At 62.4% G+C, this 17,041-nt stretch carries 23 protein-coding genes, 1 tRNA gene and 1 pseudogene; 9 read left to right on the top strand and 16 right to left on the bottom strand.

Translation table 11 applies throughout. From position 1 onward, the window contains the following. Positions 1 to 49: 49 nt before the first annotated feature. The 3 genes from epmA to I6F33_RS07955 all read left to right on the top strand — a co-directional run bounded on the left by epmA (position 50) and on the right by I6F33_RS07955 (position 2,516). Entirely contained in the window at positions 50 to 1,102 is a 1,053-nt protein-coding gene (epmA, locus tag I6F33_RS07945) for an EF-P lysine aminoacylase EpmA (protein WP_225141855.1), read from the top strand. After that, positions 1,099 to 2,193 carry a lysine-2,3-aminomutase-like protein gene (locus tag I6F33_RS07950; protein ID WP_035999791.1) on the top strand — a complete coding sequence of 365 codons (1,095 nt, stop codon included), beginning with the start codon at positions 1,099 to 1,101 and terminating at the stop codon, positions 2,191 to 2,193. Before epmA ends, I6F33_RS07950 begins: the two co-directional genes overlap by 4 nt. A gap of 68 nt (positions 2,194 to 2,261) precedes the next feature. Beyond that, positions 2,262 to 2,516: a hypothetical protein gene (locus I6F33_RS07955; protein WP_035999808.1), complete on the top strand. Its 255-nt coding sequence runs from the start codon at positions 2,262 to 2,264 to the stop codon at positions 2,514 to 2,516. A 62-nt stretch (positions 2,517 to 2,578) separates the two neighbouring features. Here I6F33_RS07955 and I6F33_RS07960 read toward each other — a convergent pair whose 3' ends face one another. The 7 genes from I6F33_RS07960 to I6F33_RS07990 form a co-directional block, all read right to left on the bottom strand. Next, on the bottom strand, positions 2,579 to 3,664 hold the full coding sequence (locus tag I6F33_RS07960) for a 3-deoxy-7-phosphoheptulonate synthase (protein WP_057029112.1): 1,086 nt from the start codon (positions 3,662 to 3,664) through the stop codon (positions 2,579 to 2,581). A gap of 234 nt (positions 3,665 to 3,898) precedes the next feature. After that, entirely contained in the window at positions 3,899 to 4,477 is a 579-nt protein-coding gene (locus tag I6F33_RS07965; RefSeq protein WP_035999772.1) for an HdeD family acid-resistance protein, read from the bottom strand. A 70-nt stretch (positions 4,478 to 4,547) separates the two neighbouring features. Further along, complete coding sequence (locus I6F33_RS07970; protein ID WP_035999770.1) at positions 4,548 to 5,588, bottom strand: PrsW family glutamic-type intramembrane protease; 1,041 nt, start codon at positions 5,586 to 5,588, stop codon at positions 4,548 to 4,550. A 294-nt stretch (positions 5,589 to 5,882) separates the two neighbouring features. Beyond that, positions 5,883 to 6,125 (bottom strand): hypothetical protein, encoded by a 243-nt coding sequence (locus tag I6F33_RS07975; RefSeq protein ID WP_036022964.1) that lies wholly within the window; start codon positions 6,123 to 6,125, stop codon positions 5,883 to 5,885. 98 nt (positions 6,126 to 6,223) lie between these two features. After that, on the bottom strand, positions 6,224 to 6,850 hold the full coding sequence (locus tag I6F33_RS07980; protein ID WP_225125501.1) for a PilZ domain-containing protein: 627 nt from the start codon (positions 6,848 to 6,850) through the stop codon (positions 6,224 to 6,226). A gap of 149 nt (positions 6,851 to 6,999) precedes the next feature. After that, positions 7,000 to 7,656, bottom strand: a complete 657-nt coding sequence (locus tag I6F33_RS07985) for a hypothetical protein (protein ID WP_225125500.1) — start codon at positions 7,654 to 7,656, stop codon at positions 7,000 to 7,002. A gap of 1,219 nt (positions 7,657 to 8,875) precedes the next feature. After that, positions 8,876 to 8,950, bottom strand: a tRNA-Glu gene (locus tag I6F33_RS07990). A gap of 224 nt (positions 8,951 to 9,174) precedes the next feature. Here I6F33_RS07990 and I6F33_RS07995 point away from each other — a divergent pair. Genes I6F33_RS07995 through I6F33_RS08005 form a run of 3 tightly spaced genes read left to right on the top strand, consistent with a single transcriptional unit; the run spans position 9,175 to position 9,901 of the window. Continuing rightward, the gene (locus I6F33_RS07995) at positions 9,175 to 9,429 is read left to right on the top strand and encodes a PilZ domain-containing protein (RefSeq protein ID WP_057029117.1); all 255 of its coding nucleotides are present in this window, start codon (positions 9,175 to 9,177) and stop codon (positions 9,427 to 9,429) included. Positions 9,430 to 9,479: 50 nt separating this feature from the next. Continuing rightward, entirely contained in the window at positions 9,480 to 9,728 is a 249-nt protein-coding gene (locus I6F33_RS08000; protein WP_225126000.1) for a hypothetical protein, read from the top strand. Positions 9,729 to 9,733: 5 nt separating this feature from the next. Continuing rightward, a complete protein-coding gene (locus I6F33_RS08005) occupies positions 9,734 to 9,901 on the top strand; it encodes a hypothetical protein (RefSeq protein ID WP_036022969.1) in 168 nt (55 codons plus the stop codon). A gap of 128 nt (positions 9,902 to 10,029) precedes the next feature. On the opposite strand, the gene I6F33_RS08010 is transcribed toward I6F33_RS08005, so the two are convergent. Next, on the bottom strand, positions 10,030 to 10,668 hold the full coding sequence (locus I6F33_RS08010) for a glutathione S-transferase family protein (protein WP_225125498.1): 639 nt from the start codon (positions 10,666 to 10,668) through the stop codon (positions 10,030 to 10,032). A gap of 377 nt (positions 10,669 to 11,045) precedes the next feature. Further along, complete coding sequence (locus I6F33_RS08015) at positions 11,046 to 11,498, bottom strand: VOC family protein (protein ID WP_225113580.1); 453 nt, start codon at positions 11,496 to 11,498, stop codon at positions 11,046 to 11,048. A gap of 600 nt (positions 11,499 to 12,098) precedes the next feature. Here I6F33_RS08015 and I6F33_RS08020 point away from each other — a divergent pair. Then, positions 12,099 to 12,245, top strand: coding sequence for a hypothetical protein (locus I6F33_RS08020; protein ID WP_225125497.1), 147 nt, complete (start codon positions 12,099 to 12,101; stop codon positions 12,243 to 12,245). A 40-nt stretch (positions 12,246 to 12,285) separates the two neighbouring features. On the opposite strand, the gene I6F33_RS08025 is transcribed toward I6F33_RS08020, so the two are convergent. From I6F33_RS08025 to I6F33_RS08050, 6 genes and pseudogenes are all read right to left on the bottom strand, one after another. Then, complete coding sequence (locus tag I6F33_RS08025) at positions 12,286 to 13,065, bottom strand: STM4504/CBY_0614 family protein (protein WP_225141858.1); 780 nt, start codon at positions 13,063 to 13,065, stop codon at positions 12,286 to 12,288. Continuing rightward, positions 13,008 to 13,244 carry a hypothetical protein gene (locus I6F33_RS08030; RefSeq protein WP_225141860.1) on the bottom strand — a complete coding sequence of 79 codons (237 nt, stop codon included), beginning with the start codon at positions 13,242 to 13,244 and terminating at the stop codon, positions 13,008 to 13,010. The genes I6F33_RS08025 and I6F33_RS08030 overlap by 58 nt, the downstream gene beginning before the upstream one ends. Before the next feature lie 500 nt (positions 13,245 to 13,744). Beyond that, entirely contained in the window at positions 13,745 to 14,452 is a 708-nt protein-coding gene (locus I6F33_RS08035) for a hypothetical protein (RefSeq protein ID WP_225141861.1), read from the bottom strand. Positions 14,453 to 14,459: 7 nt separating this feature from the next. Beyond that, positions 14,460 to 15,407 carry an NAD-dependent epimerase/dehydratase family protein gene (locus I6F33_RS08040; RefSeq protein ID WP_225125493.1) on the bottom strand — a complete coding sequence of 316 codons (948 nt, stop codon included), beginning with the start codon at positions 15,405 to 15,407 and terminating at the stop codon, positions 14,460 to 14,462. A 202-nt stretch (positions 15,408 to 15,609) separates the two neighbouring features. Further along, positions 15,610 to 15,896, bottom strand: a pseudogene (locus I6F33_RS08045) (type II toxin-antitoxin system RelE/ParE family toxin). After that, positions 15,893 to 16,201 (bottom strand): type II toxin-antitoxin system RelB/DinJ family antitoxin, encoded by a 309-nt coding sequence (locus I6F33_RS08050; protein WP_225113584.1) that lies wholly within the window; start codon positions 16,199 to 16,201, stop codon positions 15,893 to 15,895. Before I6F33_RS08050 ends, I6F33_RS08045 begins: the two are co-directional and overlap by 4 nt. Before the next feature lie 187 nt (positions 16,202 to 16,388). On the opposite strand from I6F33_RS08050, the gene I6F33_RS08055 reads away from it, so the two are divergent. Together I6F33_RS08055 and I6F33_RS08060 are read left to right on the top strand one after the other, a co-directional pair. After that, complete coding sequence (locus I6F33_RS08055; RefSeq protein WP_036033381.1) at positions 16,389 to 16,589, top strand: hypothetical protein; 201 nt, start codon at positions 16,389 to 16,391, stop codon at positions 16,587 to 16,589. Then, positions 16,589 to 16,852: a hypothetical protein gene (locus I6F33_RS08060; RefSeq protein ID WP_036033380.1), complete on the top strand. Its 264-nt coding sequence runs from the start codon at positions 16,589 to 16,591 to the stop codon at positions 16,850 to 16,852. Before I6F33_RS08055 ends, I6F33_RS08060 begins: the two co-directional genes overlap by 1 nt. A gap of 4 nt (positions 16,853 to 16,856) precedes the next feature. On the opposite strand, the gene I6F33_RS08065 is transcribed toward I6F33_RS08060, so the two are convergent. Next, positions 16,857 to 17,009 (bottom strand): hypothetical protein, encoded by a 153-nt coding sequence (locus I6F33_RS08065; RefSeq protein ID WP_225141863.1) that lies wholly within the window; start codon positions 17,007 to 17,009, stop codon positions 16,857 to 16,859. Between the last annotated feature and the right edge of the window lie 32 nt (positions 17,010 to 17,041).

Consider the following 17,041-nt stretch of genomic DNA (forward strand, 5'->3'; position numbering starts at 1 on the left):
TTTTGCCGTTGGATGCCAGCATTTTGCTGCCGGCTGGGGCGGTCGGTTGATGGCTGGGGACAAGCCGATGTCGCCGTTTTGGTCGCCCGCGCGCCACCTCGACCGACGGCCGTTCCTCCAGGCTAGGGGCGCCGTGACCGGAGCTTTGCGGGGGTTTTTCGCCGAACAGGGGTTTGTGGAGGTCGAAACCTCCGTTCTCCAGGTCTCTCCGGGCAACGAGACCCATCTGCACGCCCCCAGGACCGAGATCATGCGGCCCGACGGCAGCCGGGCCAGCCGATACCTGCGCACCTCGCCCGAGTTCGCCTGCAAGAAACTGCTGGCGGCGGGCGAGACGCGGATTTTCGAGTTCGCACGGGTGTTCCGGGACCGCGAGCGCGGCGACCTGCATCTGCCCGAGTTCACCATGCTGGAATGGTACCGGGCGGGAGCGCCCTATGATGCCATCATGGCCGATTGCGTCGTCGTGATCGCCCGGGCGGCGCAGGCGACCGGGATCGGGACCTTCTCCTTCCGCGGCCGAACCGCCGATCCCTTCGCCGAGCCGGAGCTCCTGACGGTCGCTGGCGCCTTCGCGCAGTTCGCCGGCGTCGACCTGTTGTCGACAATCTCGGGCGGCGAGGGTAACCGTGCGGCGCTCGCCGAGGCGGCAGCCGGGAAGGTCCGTGTCGCCGAGGATGACACCTGGTCCGACATCTTCAGCAAGGTGCTGGTCGAACACGTCGAGCCGCAGCTGGGGCAGGGGCGTTTGACCATCCTGTTCGAATACCCATCTCCAGAGGCGGCGCTGGCGCGGGTGAAGACGGACGATCCGAGGGTCGCCGAACGTTTCGAGGTCTATGCCTGCGGCGTCGAGCTCGCCAACGGCTTTGGAGAGCTGACCGATGCCGGGGAGCAGCGCAAACGCTTCACGGAATCCATGACGGAGAAGCAGCGCCGCTACGGCGAAGCCTATCCGCTCGACGAGGATTTTCTGGCGGCGGTCGCCGCAATGCCGGAGGCGAGCGGTGTCGCGCTCGGCTTCGACCGGCTGGTGATGCTGGCGAGCGGCGCCACACGAATTGATCAGGTGGTGTGGACACCGCCTGCGGATGAGAGATGACAAAGACGAACCTTGCACGCACTCTGCGCGAACCTGCCGAGCTGGTAGCCGAGGGCCTGGTCCCCGCATCGGCGCTGCCGGCGCTCGAACGCGTCGCCGCGCGCTATGCCGTGGCGATCACGCCGGATCTGGTCGGGCTGATCGACGCGACGGATCCCGACGATCCCATCGCGCGGCAGTTCGTTCCTGTTTCGGCCGAGCTCGAGGCGCAGCCGGGCGAGAATGCCGATCCGATCGGCGATCACCCGCATTCGCCGGTGGCGGGAATCGTGCACCGCTATCCCGACCGGGTGTTGTTCAAGCTCGTGCACGTCTGCGCGGTCTATTGCCGCTTCTGCTTCCGCCGCGAGATGGTCGGGCCCGGCAAGGAGAATGCGCTGTCGGAGAGCGCCTATCGCACCGCGATCGACTACATCCGGTCGCATGACGAGATCTGGGAAGTGATCCTGACCGGCGGCGATCCCCTGATGCTGTCGCCCCGGCGGATGAGTGAGATCATGGCTGACCTTGCGGCCATCGATCACGTCAAGATCATCCGTCTCCACACCCGTGTCCCGGTGGCCGAACCAGCGCGCGTCAGCGCGGAGATGGTTGCAGCCCTGAAGGTTGCGGGCGCGGCCACCTGGGTCGCGGTACACGCCAATCACGCGCGCGAACTGACGGGGGCCGCGCGCGATGCCTGCGCGCGGCTCGTCGATGCTGGAATTCCCCTGGTGAGCCAGTCCGTGCTTTTGCGCGGCGTCAATGACGACATCGCCGCTCTCTCGGATTTAATGCGAGCTTTCGTCGAATGCCGGATCAAGCCCTATTATCTGCACCACGGCGATCTCGCCCCGGGAACGGCGCATCTGCGCACGACGTTGGCAGAGGGGCAGGCCTTGATGCGGCAGTTGCGCGGGCGGGTGTCGGGCCTGTGTCAGCCGGACTATGTCATCGACATTCCCGGCGGTGCCGGCAAGTCGCCGGTGGGTCCGAATTACGTGTCGGCGGTGAAAAATACCGCAAACGAGACAAGTGAAGCGGAATCAGAAACGCGCTATCGTATCGTCGACTATTGCGGCGACGTTCATCTCTATCCGCCCGAGGCATGAGTGGCGATGGCATCGACGCTGACTTGAGTGCTGGGCTTGGACGCTGATTTGAGAATGGAGAAATGGACATGACGAAGATCATGCTGGCAGTATCGCTCGTTGTCTTGCTTGGCGGCGCGGCTGTTGCGCAGACCGGCGGCTCCAAGGGATCGACCTCAAGCGGCGCATCGTCCGGGTCGGTGTTGCCGGCGCCGGTCGGTCATCGCCAGCCGCGTGCCAGCGATGTGCCTAGCGAGAAGAATCTGAGCGATCCCAACGATCCGCTCAGCAAGGAAAACCAGGCGCTCGACAAGAAGATCAAGAGCATCTGCCGCGGCTGCTGAGGCTTTCACCTCTCCCCGTCGGGGAGAGGTGAGGAATGAGCCATCCCAAGCTCGGCCATCCGTCAGGCTGATCGCTCGTGCAGTCCGGCGCGCCGGATGTTGCGGCGGATTTCGACCGCGTCGGCGAGCTGCTCGAGCGTCTTCGACGTCGTTGCCCAGTCAATGCAACCGTCCGTGATGCTCTGCCCATAAGTGAGCGGCTTGCCCGGTACGACATCCTGCCGGCCGGCGACGAGGTTGCTCTCGATCATCACGCCCATGATGCGGCTCTCGCCGCCCGAGATCTGACGGGCGATATCGGCCATCACCAGCGGCTGGTTCTCCGGCTTCTTGCTCGAATTGGCATGGCTGGCATCGACCATCACCAGCGGGGCAACGCCGGATTTGGTCAATTCGTTGCAGGCCGACGCAACGCTTGCCGCGTCGTAGTTCGGCTCAGCTCCGCCGCGCAGGATGATGTGGCAGTCCTCGTTGCCGGCGGTCGAGGCGATCGCCGAGCGGCCGAGCTTCGTGACAGCCATGAAATGATGGGGATGCGAGGCTGATTTCACCGCGTCGGCCGCGATCCGCACATTGCCGTCGGTGCCGTTCTTGAAGCCGACCGGGCAGGACAGCCCCGACGCCAGCTCGCGATGGATCTGGCTCTCGGTTGTGCGCGCGCCGATCGCGGCCCAGGAGACGAGGTCGGCGATGTATTGCGGCGTCGTCATGTCGAGGAACTCGGTGCCGGCGGGCAGGCCGAGATTGTTCACCGCCGCGAGCACGTTGCGCGCGAGCCGCAGCCCCTTGTTGATGTCGAAGCTGCCGTCGAGGTCGGGATCGTTGATGAGGCCCTTCCACCCGACCGTGGTGCGGGGCTTCTCGAAATAGACCCGCATCACGAGCTCGAGCTGATCGGCGAGATCCTCGCGAAGCTTTGCTAGCCGCTCGGCATAGTCGAGCGCCGCCTTGGGATCATGCACCGAGCAGGGGCCGACGACGACCAGAAGGCGGTCGTCCTGATTGCTCAGGATGGCATGGATGGCGTTGCGCGCGGCCATCACCACACGCGTCGCGGTGAGCGTGCGCGGGACTTCCCGCATCACCTCTTCCGGCGTGCTCAGCTCTTTCAGTTCGCGGATACGAAGATCGTCGGTCGTGCTCAGCACGGCGGGCTCCTGTCTGTTCTAGAACCTGCCGGCAATAAAAAAGCCGCCAGGTCGGGCGGCTGTTCGGACGTTTGCTGCAATGTTTCAGATTGAGCGCGATCCTCCCACCGCCAGCGAGCTGTCGTAGCTAAAGTACCAAAAATAGCTGGTGGCGACGGTGATCATGGAAAGGCCATATAGCGTGCCGCTGGCGCCTTGTCACCCCCCAATCAGAATGTGGAGCGACGAGGCGCCTCAGGTGTTGCCATTGCGTGCCGCCAGCGCCATGCCGATCAGGGTGGCGCCGCCGAACAGCAGGTTGATGCCGACGAGGACGCCAATGGCCCACTCCGCCGAGCTCGGCAGTCCCGTGATCACCATGAACGAGATCGCGATGTCGACGAGGCCCGAGATCAGCAGCCACGACCAGCGGCCGCTGAGCTCACGGCGGTGCTCTAGCGCGTACATGATGGTGGCGACGCCCTCGGCGAGGAAATAGGCGCCGAGCACGATGGTCAGCGTCAGCACGGCCTGCATCGGCCGGGCCAGCAGCAGCAGGCCGGTGAGCACAGCGAGCGCAGCCGAGATCAGCGACCACCAGAAGCCCGGCGTGCTGCGCGCCCAATAGGTCGCGATCAGTCCGCCGATGCCGCCGATCAGGAACATCCAGCCGAGGAAGATCGCGGTCGCAAGGCTGGCGAGCGGCGGCAGGACGAGCGCGGCAATGCCGAGGACGGCAAGCAGGATCCCTTCGAACAGAAAAGCCTTCCAGTGCGCCTTGACCGCCTGGTTCATCTCGGATTGGAGGCGGGCAAATTCCTCGGGCGATGTCATCGTCTGGCTCCGGAACGAGAGGATTGCGTCCCAATCTAGTGGGCCTGTCGCGCGTTCGCCATGCGTTGGATCAAGTGCCGCCGGGCGCCGACGAAAAGCCTTCCGCGTTGGTGCGAATGCGGTTGCGGCCGAGAATGTAGATAGCCGATGTGACAATCAGAAGCGCAAGGCCGAGCAGGATCGAGACGAAACCGATCGGAATCAGCGCCAGCGTCAGGTTGCGCTCGGGGTTGATCAGCCAGTGATGGATCGAGGTCAGGACGAAGGCGAGCCCGACGAACCCGATGCCGCCGCCGGCGAGCAGCAGCGCCCACATCCGGCGCAGCTGGCTGAGCCGCTCGCGCGCGACATCGGTTCGCGGCGCGTGGTGGCGCGCGACGCGCCGGACCAGGCGGATGGCGAAGGCGATCGAGCCGAAGCCGATCAACAGGCTTGCAGCGCCCAACCACATGCGGAGTGTCGGATCGAGATCGGGCATGCGCTGGAGCGTCAGCAGCGGGAAGTCGAAGGCCGTATGAAGCGCGAGCGGGCCACCGAAGATCAACAGCCGGCTGGAAAGACGGGCCCAATCGCGATGGTGGCGGTTTGCGCCAAGCGCCGTGCCGGCGCGCGCGATGGTCAGGTAGGCGCCGGCGATGATGCCGAGCGCGCCGTGGAACGGCACGGTCAGGACGCTGCGCAGCGCGGCAAGCGAGCGCCACATGTCGGCGTGCTGGACCAGATAGGCGAGATTCTCGTAGGCGGCGAAGCCGAGGCCGACCGCGGCGCCGTAGACCACGGTGTCCATCGGATTGGCAAAGGTGCGTCGCTTGGTCGAGGAGACCAGCACGATGGCGAGCACCTTGACGGCTTCCTCGGGCAGCGCGACGCCGAAGATCGAATGCATCGCCAGCGCCGCCCAGGGATCGTCGGGGGCGGCGATCATCTTGGCGAAGGGGGCGCGGGCGAGGCCCAGGAGCGAAATGCTCGCCGCCCCTAACAGGAATGCGGTCCAGACCTGGGCCGGCGGCCCCGGGCGTTCCTCGGCAGCGATGACGAGCCAGAGCAACAGCAGCGCCGGGGCGATAGCGGCAGTTCCAACGACGGTGGGGAGCGCTTCGATCAGGTACATTGGCGCCGAAAATAAGTTCCCTTGATCCGCTTATCTACGTTCTCCGATGCGACCATGTGTCATGCGCCGGCTGTCGGCTCCCTGAAGGTGCGCGACAGCTGCCGTTCATCCGGGCTCATTGTGGGGAGTAGAATACGAGCGCAATCAATCGCATGATGGCAGAAGCTCGCCAGTCACCGCAACGATTGCCCGGTGCGCTGCGGATCGAGATTTGCAAGCGAGCTCAAGGAAATGCGCGGGATTCCTCGATTCCTGGCGCATCTGCGCAGCGTGCCGGCTGCTGGCCTTGTCTAGTCAGTGCGTCGTGATCGCGGGCGGCGCGTCGGGTGCGACGTCGAAGGCGCCGAGATGGAATTCCTCGCCAGCGGACTCATGTGACCCGGAACGCTGCGCCAGCAGCGTGAACGCGGCGCGCGGGTATCGTTTCCAGATTTCGAGATCGCCGGCGGTGATGGTGAGCCAACCGAACGTGTACATGTAGCGTCCGGGCTCGGTGACCCGGCCGACCCTGTCCCAGGTGATCTTGTCGACTGCCATTCGGTCCCCCGATCGCAAGTCTGCAAAATGACGTCCGGCCCGAGGCACAGACCTGCAAAAGCTGATCCGGCATTGGGGCCGCTATAGGGCGGCGAAATTCAGGCCGACTTCAGCAAGGGCGCGCGGACGATCAGGCGGACGAGGTCGTCCCGGTCCAGCTTTTCGGCGAATTTGACCGCAAAGCCGTGCTCGAACTTGCGGATCACCCGCCCGACACAGGCGCCGACCGCAAGCGGGGTTCCGACCACCGGATCATACTCGGAGGACACCGCGACGCCGGCCGTCGAGACGTCGATGATGAAGCACGGATGGCAGCTGCCGTCCGCGAGGGTCAGCACGGTGTGCGAGACTTGCGGAACGAAACGCGCGTCACGCCGCAGCTCCCGAACGCTGGCATCCTTCTGCTTCTTCTCGAGCCATGTCAGCTTTTCCGACATCCAGACGCGCCGCGCCCGCGTCATCTCGAGCTCCATCAGGAAGCCAGCCTTCAGCGTCGCGCTGATGGTGCCCTGGAATTCGCCGAAATCCTCGAAGTAGGAGGTCAAGCGCTCGCCGACCTTGCCGACCACCGGCACATCCACGATCATCCGGAACGGCGAGACGCGCTTGGTCCGGCAGGCGAAGCTGCGGAGCTTGCCCTCGCAATCATACCAGCGCGGCAGCGAGTAGCTGCCGCTGACCGCAACGTCCACTGCTCGCTGCCTCAGGAAGTCTGCGACGGACATGAGCGCTGACCGGGGGTTCGGGTGATTGCCGTAGTTCCACGGTAGCGAGCAAATTCTAAGCAAATGATACTGCTGCCTAATAGCTGGGGTGAATTTTCGGTAAATGGCGCGGGTCGGCAGAGCAGCGGGAAGCGCGGCATAAGCGACGGCTAGCGAGGTCCGAACAGCACCAGGATAGCCAATGCGGCAAAGGCGAACTGGATCATCGTCCATATCAGTCCGTTCGGACGGATCTCCCATCGCAGGCGCGGCAATGCGCGCCGCAGCGCGAGCCCGGTCAATGCTTCGACGAGGGCGAGCAGAATGGCAATGCCGGCCAGGGAAGACCATGACTGGGTCGGAGGCAGCCAAGACGCGAGCCAGGCGGGAACCGAGGCATTCAGGGGGCCGAGCAACGCGAACCATCCGAACCAGAATACAAAGCGCTTGACGAGGTCTTGGCCGATCATTTCGGGCTCGAGGCGGATACCGATGCTTGCCAGCGCGCTTTCGATGCGCTCGCCATCGGTCAGGAAGAGAAAGGCACCGAGGTAGAGCGGAACGCGCGAATGGAAGAGCAGGGCGATGACACCGAACAGCACGATGTAGCCGAAGGCATCGCCGAGAATGTCAGCGACGGCCTGGCCTGACCGCTCCGGCGAGGGCGGCGTCAACGCCGCTTGGCGCTCGGGCAGTGATTGGAGGTGGGCCATGTGCGCCAGCATCTTGGCGCGCCGGTCCGGCGCATGCTGGCGCGGGTGGCGCAGCCATGTGGGAAGCGCCGGCATCTGCGATGCGTCTGCAATGTCGGCTTTGAGCTGCGGCATGGGCCTCGACCGGTTTCGACCTGACATTGGTCGGAGACGAGGGGCGAGGAGGTTCATGCTGCCGCGGCGGCTTGCGCCTCTGGCGCTCCCTAGCGGAATCGAACCGCTCACTCCACCGTGAAAGAGATGAGAATAGGTCCATGGCCGTCCCACCTCCGTAAAAATAGACATCGACAAGGCACAAACGAAGCTCAGGAAGATCCGCGCGCAGTGGCAAAGGAGAAGCCCATCACCCGCGCTGGCATCACGCGGCGCCGCAACGCCGCCAAGCGTCGGCGGCTACGCCTCCGGACACCGTTGGGGGCGGCTCGACGCCGACGGCGCGTCGTCAGCGCAGAACAACAACCGGCGCCTGTTGTGGCTCGCGATCGAATGGGGATTGGAACGAGCTCCGAAGGTCGGCGCCGAGCTGTGCGACTACTGCCGGAAGCACGGGATCAACGTCGACTGGATACTCGACGGCGATCTAAGGGGCCTCAAGAGGATGATCGACGAACGCCGAGGGCACCAGAGGGCTGAGCGAGCCCTTTCGCGAGGTATGCCCAGCTCACGCCTGAGCACCAGCTGATCGTGACGGCCGAGATCAACCGCATCCTGGCGGAGCGCGACCAATGAAGCACCATTGAGCAGGGCCCGCCGGTTCACGCTGGCGGGCCGTTCGTTTCAGGCATTTCTGCGTGGAACAACTGCCATTTGCAATGGAACCGGAATTAACATATGATATTTTTATTACAGTTTAGATTATTACAGTTCAGAGTTGTGTTCGTTGAAGCAGATTGCACCCCAGGGGCTCTGTCGGCGCCCCGCTCTCGTCACGCCTGAAATGGTTGCACTCGCGATCCTCGGGGGTCTGGCCCTGCTTGCTGTGCTTTGGGGGTGGTCGAGCCCACGAGTTGAAACGCCCCAGCACGTGGTCACAAAGCCCAATCCTCCTGATTGCTACTCAATCGGCAACAGGGTAGCCGCTGGCTGCTTCGACAAAAATAAATGAGCGATGCCGGCGGCTTGCCTCGCGGCGACCGCAGGTTGCACAGGAGGCGCGACCGGCCGCGGCTGATGACGCACCGCCCCGGGCTCAGGCGGTAAGCACGATGGCCCGCCGGTTCACGCTCGCGAAGCGGGGCGGCGATCGAGCCCCACGTCCATGGGTGTTCGCACGGGTTTATTGGCCACACGTTGGACACGGCGGCAGAGTGGATCTTTGAGTGATTGATTTTGCTGGCGCTCCCTAGCGGAATCGAACCGCTCTCTCCACCGTGAAAGGGTGGCGTCCTAACCGATAGACGAAGGGAGCAAACGCAGGGCCCTGCCGTTTTCCCGGCACGGCCGCTGGCCGGCCGAACAGGGCCCGGCGGCTTGCAGCGGGCGAACGTATAGTGGCCTTTGCGCTCCCGGGCAAGCCGTTCGGGAACGGTCTTTCCGGCCCGGTGGATAGCCCCGGGGCGCGGGATCATTCGGAGGCGATTTCAACGGTTTGTTAGCGTTCCCTACGTAGCGCTGGACGGGGAGATTTTGCCGATGCCACCGCCGAAGAAGCGCGCAGCCCGCAAGCTGCTGTCGCAGCACGCCTGGATCACGCTGGACGGCGGCTTTGCCGCGCGGCACTGCCTGGTTCAGGACATCTCGGATTCGGGCGCCAGGATCACCCTCGACGAGGACGCGAGCCAGCTTCCCGGCGTGATCCGGATGGCCTTCGCACGCGATGCGCGCACCGGGCGGAGCTGCCAAGTGGTCTGGCGCCGCGGCAAGTCGGCCGGCGTCAAGTTCCTCTAGCTGCGGACGGTCCGATGGCGCGCGGGTCCGGTCCGGGCTACAAGGCGGCGATGCGCACGCAGCTCCTCATCCTGCTCTCCTTGCTGGCCACGTCCGCGACTGCGGCTGAGAGCCTGCGCCTGCCGCCTGCCGAGCCGCCACAGGCGGGCAAGGTGCTGCCGCTGAACGGCAGCACGGCCGGCAAGGTGAGGGCAGGCGCCTGCGCCGCCTACGGCCGGGGCTTCGTGATGGCCGAGGGCACCGGGACCTGCGTCAAGCTCGGTGGCTCGACCAGCGTCGACGCTGGCATCCGGCGCTGAAGCCCATGCCCGCGGATCTGGTGCGGCTCGACATCATCGTTCCCGTGCTGATGTATTGCGCGCTGCTGTGGTGGGTCGGCCGCGGCCTCAGCTGGACCGCGCGGCTCGCCACGGCTGCCGTGACTCTGGTGCTGATCGTCGTCGTGCTGCTGGTCGAGCGCGGCTGGCGCTAAAGCCTGAAACAAAACCGCGAAAACAACCCCATGCACAGTAGCCGTCAAGCGCGGCGGTGACGCCGCGGGAAGCGCGCCGGAACGAGGATTCCCCGCGCGATCGCCGCAGCTTAAGGCGCGCGAGGGGTTCACGACATCGGCGGTGCGACGAATTGCGCAAATCCGGGCCGCTTGCCGAGCTCGGCGAGCCAGCGCGTCAGGTGCGGCTGGGCCGGCCGGCTGATGCCTTCGACCCCGAGCCAGCGCCGCGCATAGGATCCGACCGCGATGTCGGCGAGCGTGAACGCATCGCCCTCGATGAAGCGGCGCGTGGCGAGCAGGCGGTCGGCGATGGCCCAGACCTCGGCGGCAGCATCGGCATCGCGCTGCACCTGGATCATATCGCGCTCGGCGGGCGCGGTGCGCACGATGCCCCAGAATACCGGGCGGTCGACCGGCTGCACCGTCGCCAGCGTCCAGTCGAGCCAGCGGTCGACCGAGGCGCGCTGCTTCGGCGCCTCGGGATAGATCGGCGTGCCGCGGCCATGCGCCATGCAGAGGTAGCGCATGATCGAATTGGATTCCCACAGCACGAAGTCGCCCTCGACCAGCGTCGGAATCCGCGCGTTCGGATTCATCGCCAGATATTCGGCCTCGCGCGTCTTGCCGTATTGCATGCCGGCATCGATGCGCTCGTAAGCCAGGCCAAGCTCGGTGCAGCACCACAGCACCTTCTGCACGTTGACCGAATTGGCGCGGCCCCAGATCGTCAGCTTGGTATCGGCCATGAAGCGTCTCCCGCGGCATTGTTCGGTGTCGTAGCCTGGATGGAGCGAAGCGCAATCCAGGGCTGACAGTCCCGGATTACGCTTGCGCTCCATCCGGGCTACAGATCCACCTCGCTGCGGGTGATAGCGGAATTCGGCGCGCGGAGCGATGCGCGATTGCATCGCGTCCGTCATGCAAAAAGCTCCGCACGCGGCGGAGCTTTCCTTGCAAAGTTCAAACCGACGCTCAGCGGCCGAAGAACAGCCACAACAGAATGATCACCGGGATCGGCACGCCAAGCATCCAAAGCAACAGCCCTCTCGCCATCGCATCCTCCTCCAAATCGGTTTCGTGAAAGGAGAACGCCGGGCGAGGGGCCTTGTTCCGGCCGGCGCCGTTACCAGTGGCCGGTGTTCGGCATCGACGCCCACGGCTCCTGCGGCGGCTTCGGATCGCCCTTCTGCAGCAGCTCGATCGAGTGCAGGTCCGGCGAGCGGACAAAGGCCATGTTGCCGTCGCGCGGCGGACGGTTGATGGTGACGCCCGCCTTCATCAGCTTCTCGCAGGTGGCGTAGATGTCGTCGACCTCGTAGGCGAGATGGCCGAAGAAGCGATCCTCGCCATACTTCTCCTCGTCCCAATTGTAGGTGAGCTCGACCAGCGGCGCCCCGCGCGTCGGCGGCTGTTTCTTCAGTGCCTCGAGATCGTCCGCCGAGCACAGGAACACCAGCGTGAACCGCCCCTTGTCGTTCTCGATCCGCCGCACCTCCTTCAAGCCCAGCGCATCCTGGTAAAACTTCAGCGCGACATCGAGATTGCGCACGCGCAGCATAGTGTGGAGGTATCGCATGGTTGTTGCTCCCTGGAACGGACGGAGGGTTTTGTGTTGGGCCGGGACGGCGGGGGTAGGAAATAGCAGGAAAATGCAGCGGGGGCACTGCCATACGTGCCGCTGACGTGCGGGTAAAACTCGCTTTGTTTTGATGGCGCTATTGCGGAGTTTGGAGGCGGTAGTTAGTCGAGCCCCTGACTGTGGCCGCACCCCTCTTGAGCCCTCGGGCGGGGGGAGGCATGGCGCCGAAGGCGGGGCGTTCGGTAACTGTCAAGAGAGTGGTCGAGAATGAGTGGGGAAAACCACCGCATTCCCTTAGCTGTGGACAGGACGAATATCCCGGATAACTCAGACGCAGCTACGCGCGCACGCGAACCCAGTGATATTGGTTGGCCGTGAGTTTGTGCTGTCTCACCGGGACGTGACCGGCATCCGTATAGGCCCGGCTTCGTACCGAATCCGAAAACATTAAAATGGCGCCAGGCGAGGTGAATCGCCTGACGCCTGGGGTGGAGATCCCGAAGGACTCTCCGCCTGAACAACTGAGGTTCTCGCTCCCCCCAGGCGCCCTGTCAATCCCGCGAGACATCGGTTCTCGCTACCAAAAGGTGTGCCCTGATGAAACGTACCCGCAAGATCACCATTATCGAGGAAGTCGAGGTAATGCCCTCGGCGCGGCCGCCCAGCGGTCGCGAGCGAGGCCCTTGGTATTTCATCGTTCGTATCGGGTTGGCGATTGCAGCGATCTTCCACGGAGGGCATTAGCCTGCTTGCTCGGTCAGGGTCCGAAGTAAGGGCGCCGCTACTAAGGCAATTTCTTTTCAGCCTCGCTGAGGAAGAGAATAGTTGAAGCAGTCATGTGCAGCACGTAGGACACCAACTCCTCGGGCGGTTCATTATCCGGCAGTGTTCCCGCCCCATGGCCCCCTTGACGGTTGCGAGCGGTGGGAATGCCCGATGAAAGGATGTTTCTCACGCCGGTGAAATGGTTCTCCCAATATGAGGGGATCAAACCATTATCAAGACAGGTCCGAACAAGCTCGGACGCGGTGGAGCGATTGGGGTCAAAGGGCCATCCGCGCTTATGACAGATGACCTTCATCGTGCTCTCGAAGGACTTTGCACAGTCAACCAAAGCTTCTTCATATTTTCCATGCCGGTAATGATCGAAGGCACTGAGAAATTCATCCTGCGCGTTTCTGAATTCCGCTCCTCGCAGAACGGCCAGCGAGGGGACCACTGCCTCGGCATGGACAAACTCAGAGTCCATCCGAATGATCTGACGATTGACAAATTGATAGCCGACGCCGTGCTCCTTAAAGCGGATATTGAGTTCTTCGATAGCCTCGGTGGCGATCTGGTCCGACCTCTGCCGATTAAGGTATTCGAATTTACGCGTATGGCCGTCGATAAGACGAAAGGAGAGCTCGACCGCATCGAGAAGACGATCTGTATCGGTTTCACGTTCAAACCAATCCCGAACGTCTTGATATGAGTCACTCTTCGAAAACCGATCGACGTTCGGGGTCAGTGTCCATGACGCTGAATTCGCGGCGTAGGACCTGAGCGATACCGTAAATAGCATTGAAAAATCTGATCGTCGCCACGGCGTCCGCGTGTATGGTAGGGCACACCGATTGCATCGTCCCAAATATGTTTGATCTGAATTTTCAGGCCGTATGGGATATGATCGTATTTATAGACGTCCGGCTGGCTGCGGCTTTCGCGCGCCTTGCGTTTTGAATAGAGGTCGTAGACTGGCATCTTCCCTCCTGAAAGAGGAAGTCTTACACCGGCCAACGTTTAGCTGGAACTGCCCCGACTTTTAAGCGGCAGAGTTCTCAACGGCATTGTTATTGGCAGCTCAGAGCAGTTGCGAAATCTGTTGCGCAACAAGACCCGCATGCGTTTCGCTTCGCTCTACCCATCCTACCGAGCTGGTTGCGGGGCTGAGCATCTGCGTTCAATAAGTGTGTCCGACAATCATAAGGGCCGTCCTTCCCTGACCCCTTGATATTGGCTTTGTAATAGCCCAGTGAAACTCCGCGTAATAGCCCAGTGAAACTCCGCTGAAAGGAGGGCTCTACCGTCGATGTCGGTATCTCGCAGCAGTGTTAGTCGGTATCCTTCAGAAGGATACTGGTTCTTCGCGTCGTGGCAAGTGAAGGGTTTGAGGTCCACGGGACCGCGATATTCACGTTGACGACCTCGGCGTAGGCGCCCGTTGGTAAAATCAAGAACAGCAGCGTTTCATATCGATCCCCCTACTGATAATCGAAGACCCGATAATTAAGGGCAACACTCTTCCAATCATCTTCTGTAAGCAAATCTCGCGGCGCGCCAACGACCAAAGGGATAGTTTCTCCTAGGTATTCGCGCCTGGCCATATCAACGGGGCCGCATTGGTTCGTATAAACTGACTTGAGTTCGGGATAGTGTACAAGAAATCTGAAAACGCTGGTGTCAGCTATTGCTGTTCGCAGATCCTCTATTGATTGCTTCTGAGTCGAACCGTCCTTTTTGAATAGGTTCATCACGTAAGGCGGCCCAACAGGAAGCCCCTGTTGAGTAACTATCGACGGAATCCACTGCATGTAGTCGACCGTGGATTTCTGCAGCAAGAGACTTCTCGATAACTTCTCCAAAGTCGGGTCGTCGGGAATGATCGCGAGGCTAGGCGCATCGGCGTATATTTTTTCGACATCGTCGTACTCGTGAGAAAGAACCTTGAGACGAGTAAGTTGGGTCACAATCTTGTTGGCCTTATCAACGATCCCGTCTGTCAGCGTAGTGGCTGACAACGTGCATTCCTTATAAGATTTGAGATACCAACCTCCTGCGGCTATTGCGGCAGAGATTATCGCCAGGAATGCTCCACTGTTTACGACAGTGAACAAGCGGCGATACCTTGGTTCTTGTAGAACTTCAAGTGCGTCGGGATTTTCCTCTGGAGGCATCTCGTGCGCGTTCATGTTCAACCTACAAATGAATCAAATGGAAGGGTGTAGTATTCCAAAGCTGCAACCAAAATAGAAGCCCTCCTGAGAGGGCTTCATTGGCGGTGGGCCCCATACATCGAACTGATCGCAGGTGGAGAATCCCAAATCCAGGCATCAGCTGGCTACGAAGGATCCATACGGCGCCTGAGACTGTCTTCAGTCCAACACCTAGCTGACTGCGTGCGCCAGCAGCCGAGCAGCGTTGTGAATCCACTGACCGCGTTGAATATTGCGGCGCAAAGCGCGCCGGTTGGGCTTGATCTGCATCACGTTCGAAGCAGCTCCGCCATCTCTTTCCAATGATAGATGCGCACCTTCCCGGTTTGATGCCCCGCGCGGCTTGGGCGATGGCGTGCGCGATGTCGTTGCCGGTGAGCCCGCGATACCGGTCGGCGGGACCGAGGAGCAGCGGATTGAGCACGCCCCATATCGCGGCGATGAGGCGTTCACGCGGGCGATCCTCGTCGCGCGCGCCGAGGATCATTGAGGGGCGGAAAATATGCGTGTGCTCGAAATCGAGCGAGAGAATGTCCCGTTCAACTTCGCCCTTGGTCCTGAGATAGAACACGCTGGAAGCGGCGTTGGCGCCAACGGCTGTGACCAGAAACACCGACCGCGCGCCATTCGCCCTGGCAATCTCGGCTGCCAACACCGGATAATCATGATCGATCTTGTAGTACTCGGCCTCGTCAGGCGTGTGCTTGCGCGTCGTCCCCAGCGCGATGAAGATCTCGTCCGCAACCAATTGGGATTTAAGTGCGGGCAGGGAAGCGAGATCGCCGATCAGCACCGTGAGCTTCGCATCGCTCACCGCCAGCGGCTTGCGGGCCACCGCCACAACCCGCGAATAGTCCGGACTGTCCAAGAGATCGCGCAGCAAATGCGAGCCGATGAAGCCGGATGCGCCGAAGACAAGTGCGGTTTTCATTCAAGCCACCGGTTTGCGTTGAGAGACCAATGCAAGTTGATGAATGCAGATCAGGAGGCCCAAGGCAACTTGGATTAGCTCGTGGGATGGGTAGAGCACTTGCGAAACCCATCATGTTTCGTAACGAGGCGCTCGATGGGTTTCGCTCCATCCTACGCGCTGTCAGTTCATGGAGCCCTGACAGCTTTCCGCAGCCTCAATCTTAGGGAAGCTCATCGGGCCACTTCTGGGCGCCGTGCAGGACGCGCAATATCCGGATCGAGCTTTCCGTTACGGTATAGGCCGCGACGTAGGGAGTGCCGACAATGACGAGCTCGCGTGTGCCGGCGACACGGCCAGGCGCCCACTTTCGGGAAACTCGACAAGTCGATGCGCAGCGGCAGCGATCCTCTCGTCGAGCGCTATGGCTGCCCGAGGATTTTCAGCGACGATGTGGGTGAAGATGCCGTCGCGGTCCGACAGCGCGAACGCGGACCAGACGAGCTTCACGACTTTGGTTCATCCGCCCTGCGCCGAGCCGCCGCCCGCCGCTTTGCGAAATGCGCTTCAGCCTGTTCGTCGGAGGTATCGGGCCGGGTATCGTTCAGCGCCTCCAGAACCTTCGCGCGAAACCAGGCGTCATGAGCCTTGCCGTTCGTGAGGAGCTCGAGCGGTAGCGCGCCCTCATTGGCAGTCCGGGTGAGCAGGATGCGGACCGCGTCCGACACCGTTAGCCCCATCTCCTCAAGGACGGCCGAGGCGCGATCACGGACTTCGGCGTCGATGCGGGTCTGAACAAGGGCATTTGCGGCCATGTTACTTTCTTTACTTTCTCCGAAGCGATACGTCCAAGGTAATTCAATTGAATGACGAGTGCAAGGCGCCCGCGGGAGCGCGGCGCGGTAAGCGTGCTGTGTCATCGCCTATCGGCTCGCGTTCGGCCGATCAGCCACCGCGATGACTGCTCGTGAACCCCGCCAGAGCTGGCGCCGACCAAACGCCATGGCCGCACTCGTTGCAGAACTCCTGTTCGATCTCGTCAGAACCCTCGTGGGTAGCTGGCTGAGACAGGCTGCGGTGGCCATCTGTGCGTGGCTCGATACGAAGATTCACGGCCGCGCGGCACGCTTTGTCGTGGGCGGGCTACTCGGGATCGCCGCCTTTTTCCTCATTCCTGTTATCGCTGGCCTGCTGGGTCTTTGATGCCCTGGCTGAGGACATATCTCGTCATCGCATTGGCCGTGGGGGCGCTCGTCTCGACGGTGCTCCTCGTGCTGGAGCCGCTGACCGACTTCGCGTTGCTTTGGCTGGAGTGGCCGGGCATCAGCGCAGCGTATTTTTTCCGGGGAGCGGTCGGAGGCTCCGCCTTCCTCGGCATCGCCATTTCGTGGGTCGTGAATGCGCTGACCTACGGTCTGGGTGCTTTCGTCATTCTCAGCGCCTTGAAGGTGCTGAGGGACGCATGATCCCTCACGCCGTCTCCTCGTCGCCCTTCGCGACGATCTCGACTTCGAAATAGCCCATGTCGCGGAGCTCGGCGGCTTTCTTCTCGGCCGCTTCCCGGTTGTCTCTCTTCAAGATGATCTGGCCCGCTCCGTCGCGGGCACAAACGAAATAAGGCATTCTCGATTCCCAATTTCGTTTGCATACGCACG

This window comes from Bradyrhizobium sp. BRP20 (assembly GCF_020194215.1).
GTDB classification, from domain to species: domain Bacteria; phylum Pseudomonadota; class Alphaproteobacteria; order Rhizobiales; family Xanthobacteraceae; genus Bradyrhizobium; species Bradyrhizobium yuanmingense.

Excerpts from the sequence above, each read along its gene's own strand:
- I6F33_RS08000 (WP_225126000.1), top strand. The coding sequence starts at position 9,480 with ATGCGCACGCAGCTCCTCATCCTGCTCTCCTTGCTGGCCACGTCCGCG.
- I6F33_RS08065 (WP_225141863.1), bottom strand. The coding sequence starts at position 17,009 with ATGCCTTATTTCGTTTGTGCCCGCGACGGAGCGGGCCAGATCATCTTG.
- I6F33_RS08020 (WP_225125497.1), top strand. The coding sequence starts at position 12,099 with ATGAAACGTACCCGCAAGATCACCATTATCGAGGAAGTCGAGGTAATG.
- I6F33_RS07980 (WP_225125501.1), bottom strand. The coding sequence starts at position 6,850 with ATGTCCGTCGCAGACTTCCTGAGGCAGCGAGCAGTGGACGTTGCGGTC.
- I6F33_RS08025 (WP_225141858.1), bottom strand. The coding sequence starts at position 13,065 with ATGCTATTTACGGTATCGCTCAGGTCCTACGCCGCGAATTCAGCGTCA.
- I6F33_RS07995 (WP_057029117.1), top strand. The coding sequence starts at position 9,175 with ATGCCACCGCCGAAGAAGCGCGCAGCCCGCAAGCTGCTGTCGCAGCAC.
- I6F33_RS08035 (WP_225141861.1), bottom strand. The coding sequence starts at position 14,452 with ATGAACGCGCACGAGATGCCTCCAGAGGAAAATCCCGACGCACTTGAA.
- I6F33_RS08010 (WP_225125498.1), bottom strand. The coding sequence starts at position 10,668 with ATGGCCGATACCAAGCTGACGATCTGGGGCCGCGCCAATTCGGTCAAC.
- I6F33_RS08055 (WP_036033381.1), top strand. The coding sequence starts at position 16,389 with ATGGCCGCACTCGTTGCAGAACTCCTGTTCGATCTCGTCAGAACCCTC.
- I6F33_RS07985 (WP_225125500.1), bottom strand. The coding sequence starts at position 7,656 with ATGCCGCAGCTCAAAGCCGACATTGCAGACGCATCGCAGATGCCGGCG.
- I6F33_RS08030 (WP_225141860.1), bottom strand. The coding sequence starts at position 13,244 with ATGCCAGTCTACGACCTCTATTCAAAACGCAAGGCGCGCGAAAGCCGC.
- I6F33_RS08005 (WP_036022969.1), top strand. The coding sequence starts at position 9,734 with ATGCCCGCGGATCTGGTGCGGCTCGACATCATCGTTCCCGTGCTGATG.
- I6F33_RS08040 (WP_225125493.1), bottom strand. The coding sequence starts at position 15,407 with ATGAAAACCGCACTTGTCTTCGGCGCATCCGGCTTCATCGGCTCGCAT.
- I6F33_RS08060 (WP_036033380.1), top strand. The coding sequence starts at position 16,589 with ATGCCCTGGCTGAGGACATATCTCGTCATCGCATTGGCCGTGGGGGCG.
- I6F33_RS07965 (WP_035999772.1), bottom strand. The coding sequence starts at position 4,477 with ATGACATCGCCCGAGGAATTTGCCCGCCTCCAATCCGAGATGAACCAG.
- I6F33_RS07955 (WP_035999808.1), top strand. The coding sequence starts at position 2,262 with ATGACGAAGATCATGCTGGCAGTATCGCTCGTTGTCTTGCTTGGCGGC.
- I6F33_RS07975 (WP_036022964.1), bottom strand. The coding sequence starts at position 6,125 with ATGGCAGTCGACAAGATCACCTGGGACAGGGTCGGCCGGGTCACCGAG.
- epmA (WP_225141855.1), top strand. The coding sequence starts at position 50 with ATGGCTGGGGACAAGCCGATGTCGCCGTTTTGGTCGCCCGCGCGCCAC.
- I6F33_RS07950 (WP_035999791.1), top strand. The coding sequence starts at position 1,099 with ATGACAAAGACGAACCTTGCACGCACTCTGCGCGAACCTGCCGAGCTG.
- I6F33_RS08050 (WP_225113584.1), bottom strand. The coding sequence starts at position 16,201 with ATGGCCGCAAATGCCCTTGTTCAGACCCGCATCGACGCCGAAGTCCGT.
- I6F33_RS07970 (WP_035999770.1), bottom strand. The coding sequence starts at position 5,588 with ATGTACCTGATCGAAGCGCTCCCCACCGTCGTTGGAACTGCCGCTATC.
- I6F33_RS08015 (WP_225113580.1), bottom strand. The coding sequence starts at position 11,498 with ATGCGATACCTCCACACTATGCTGCGCGTGCGCAATCTCGATGTCGCG.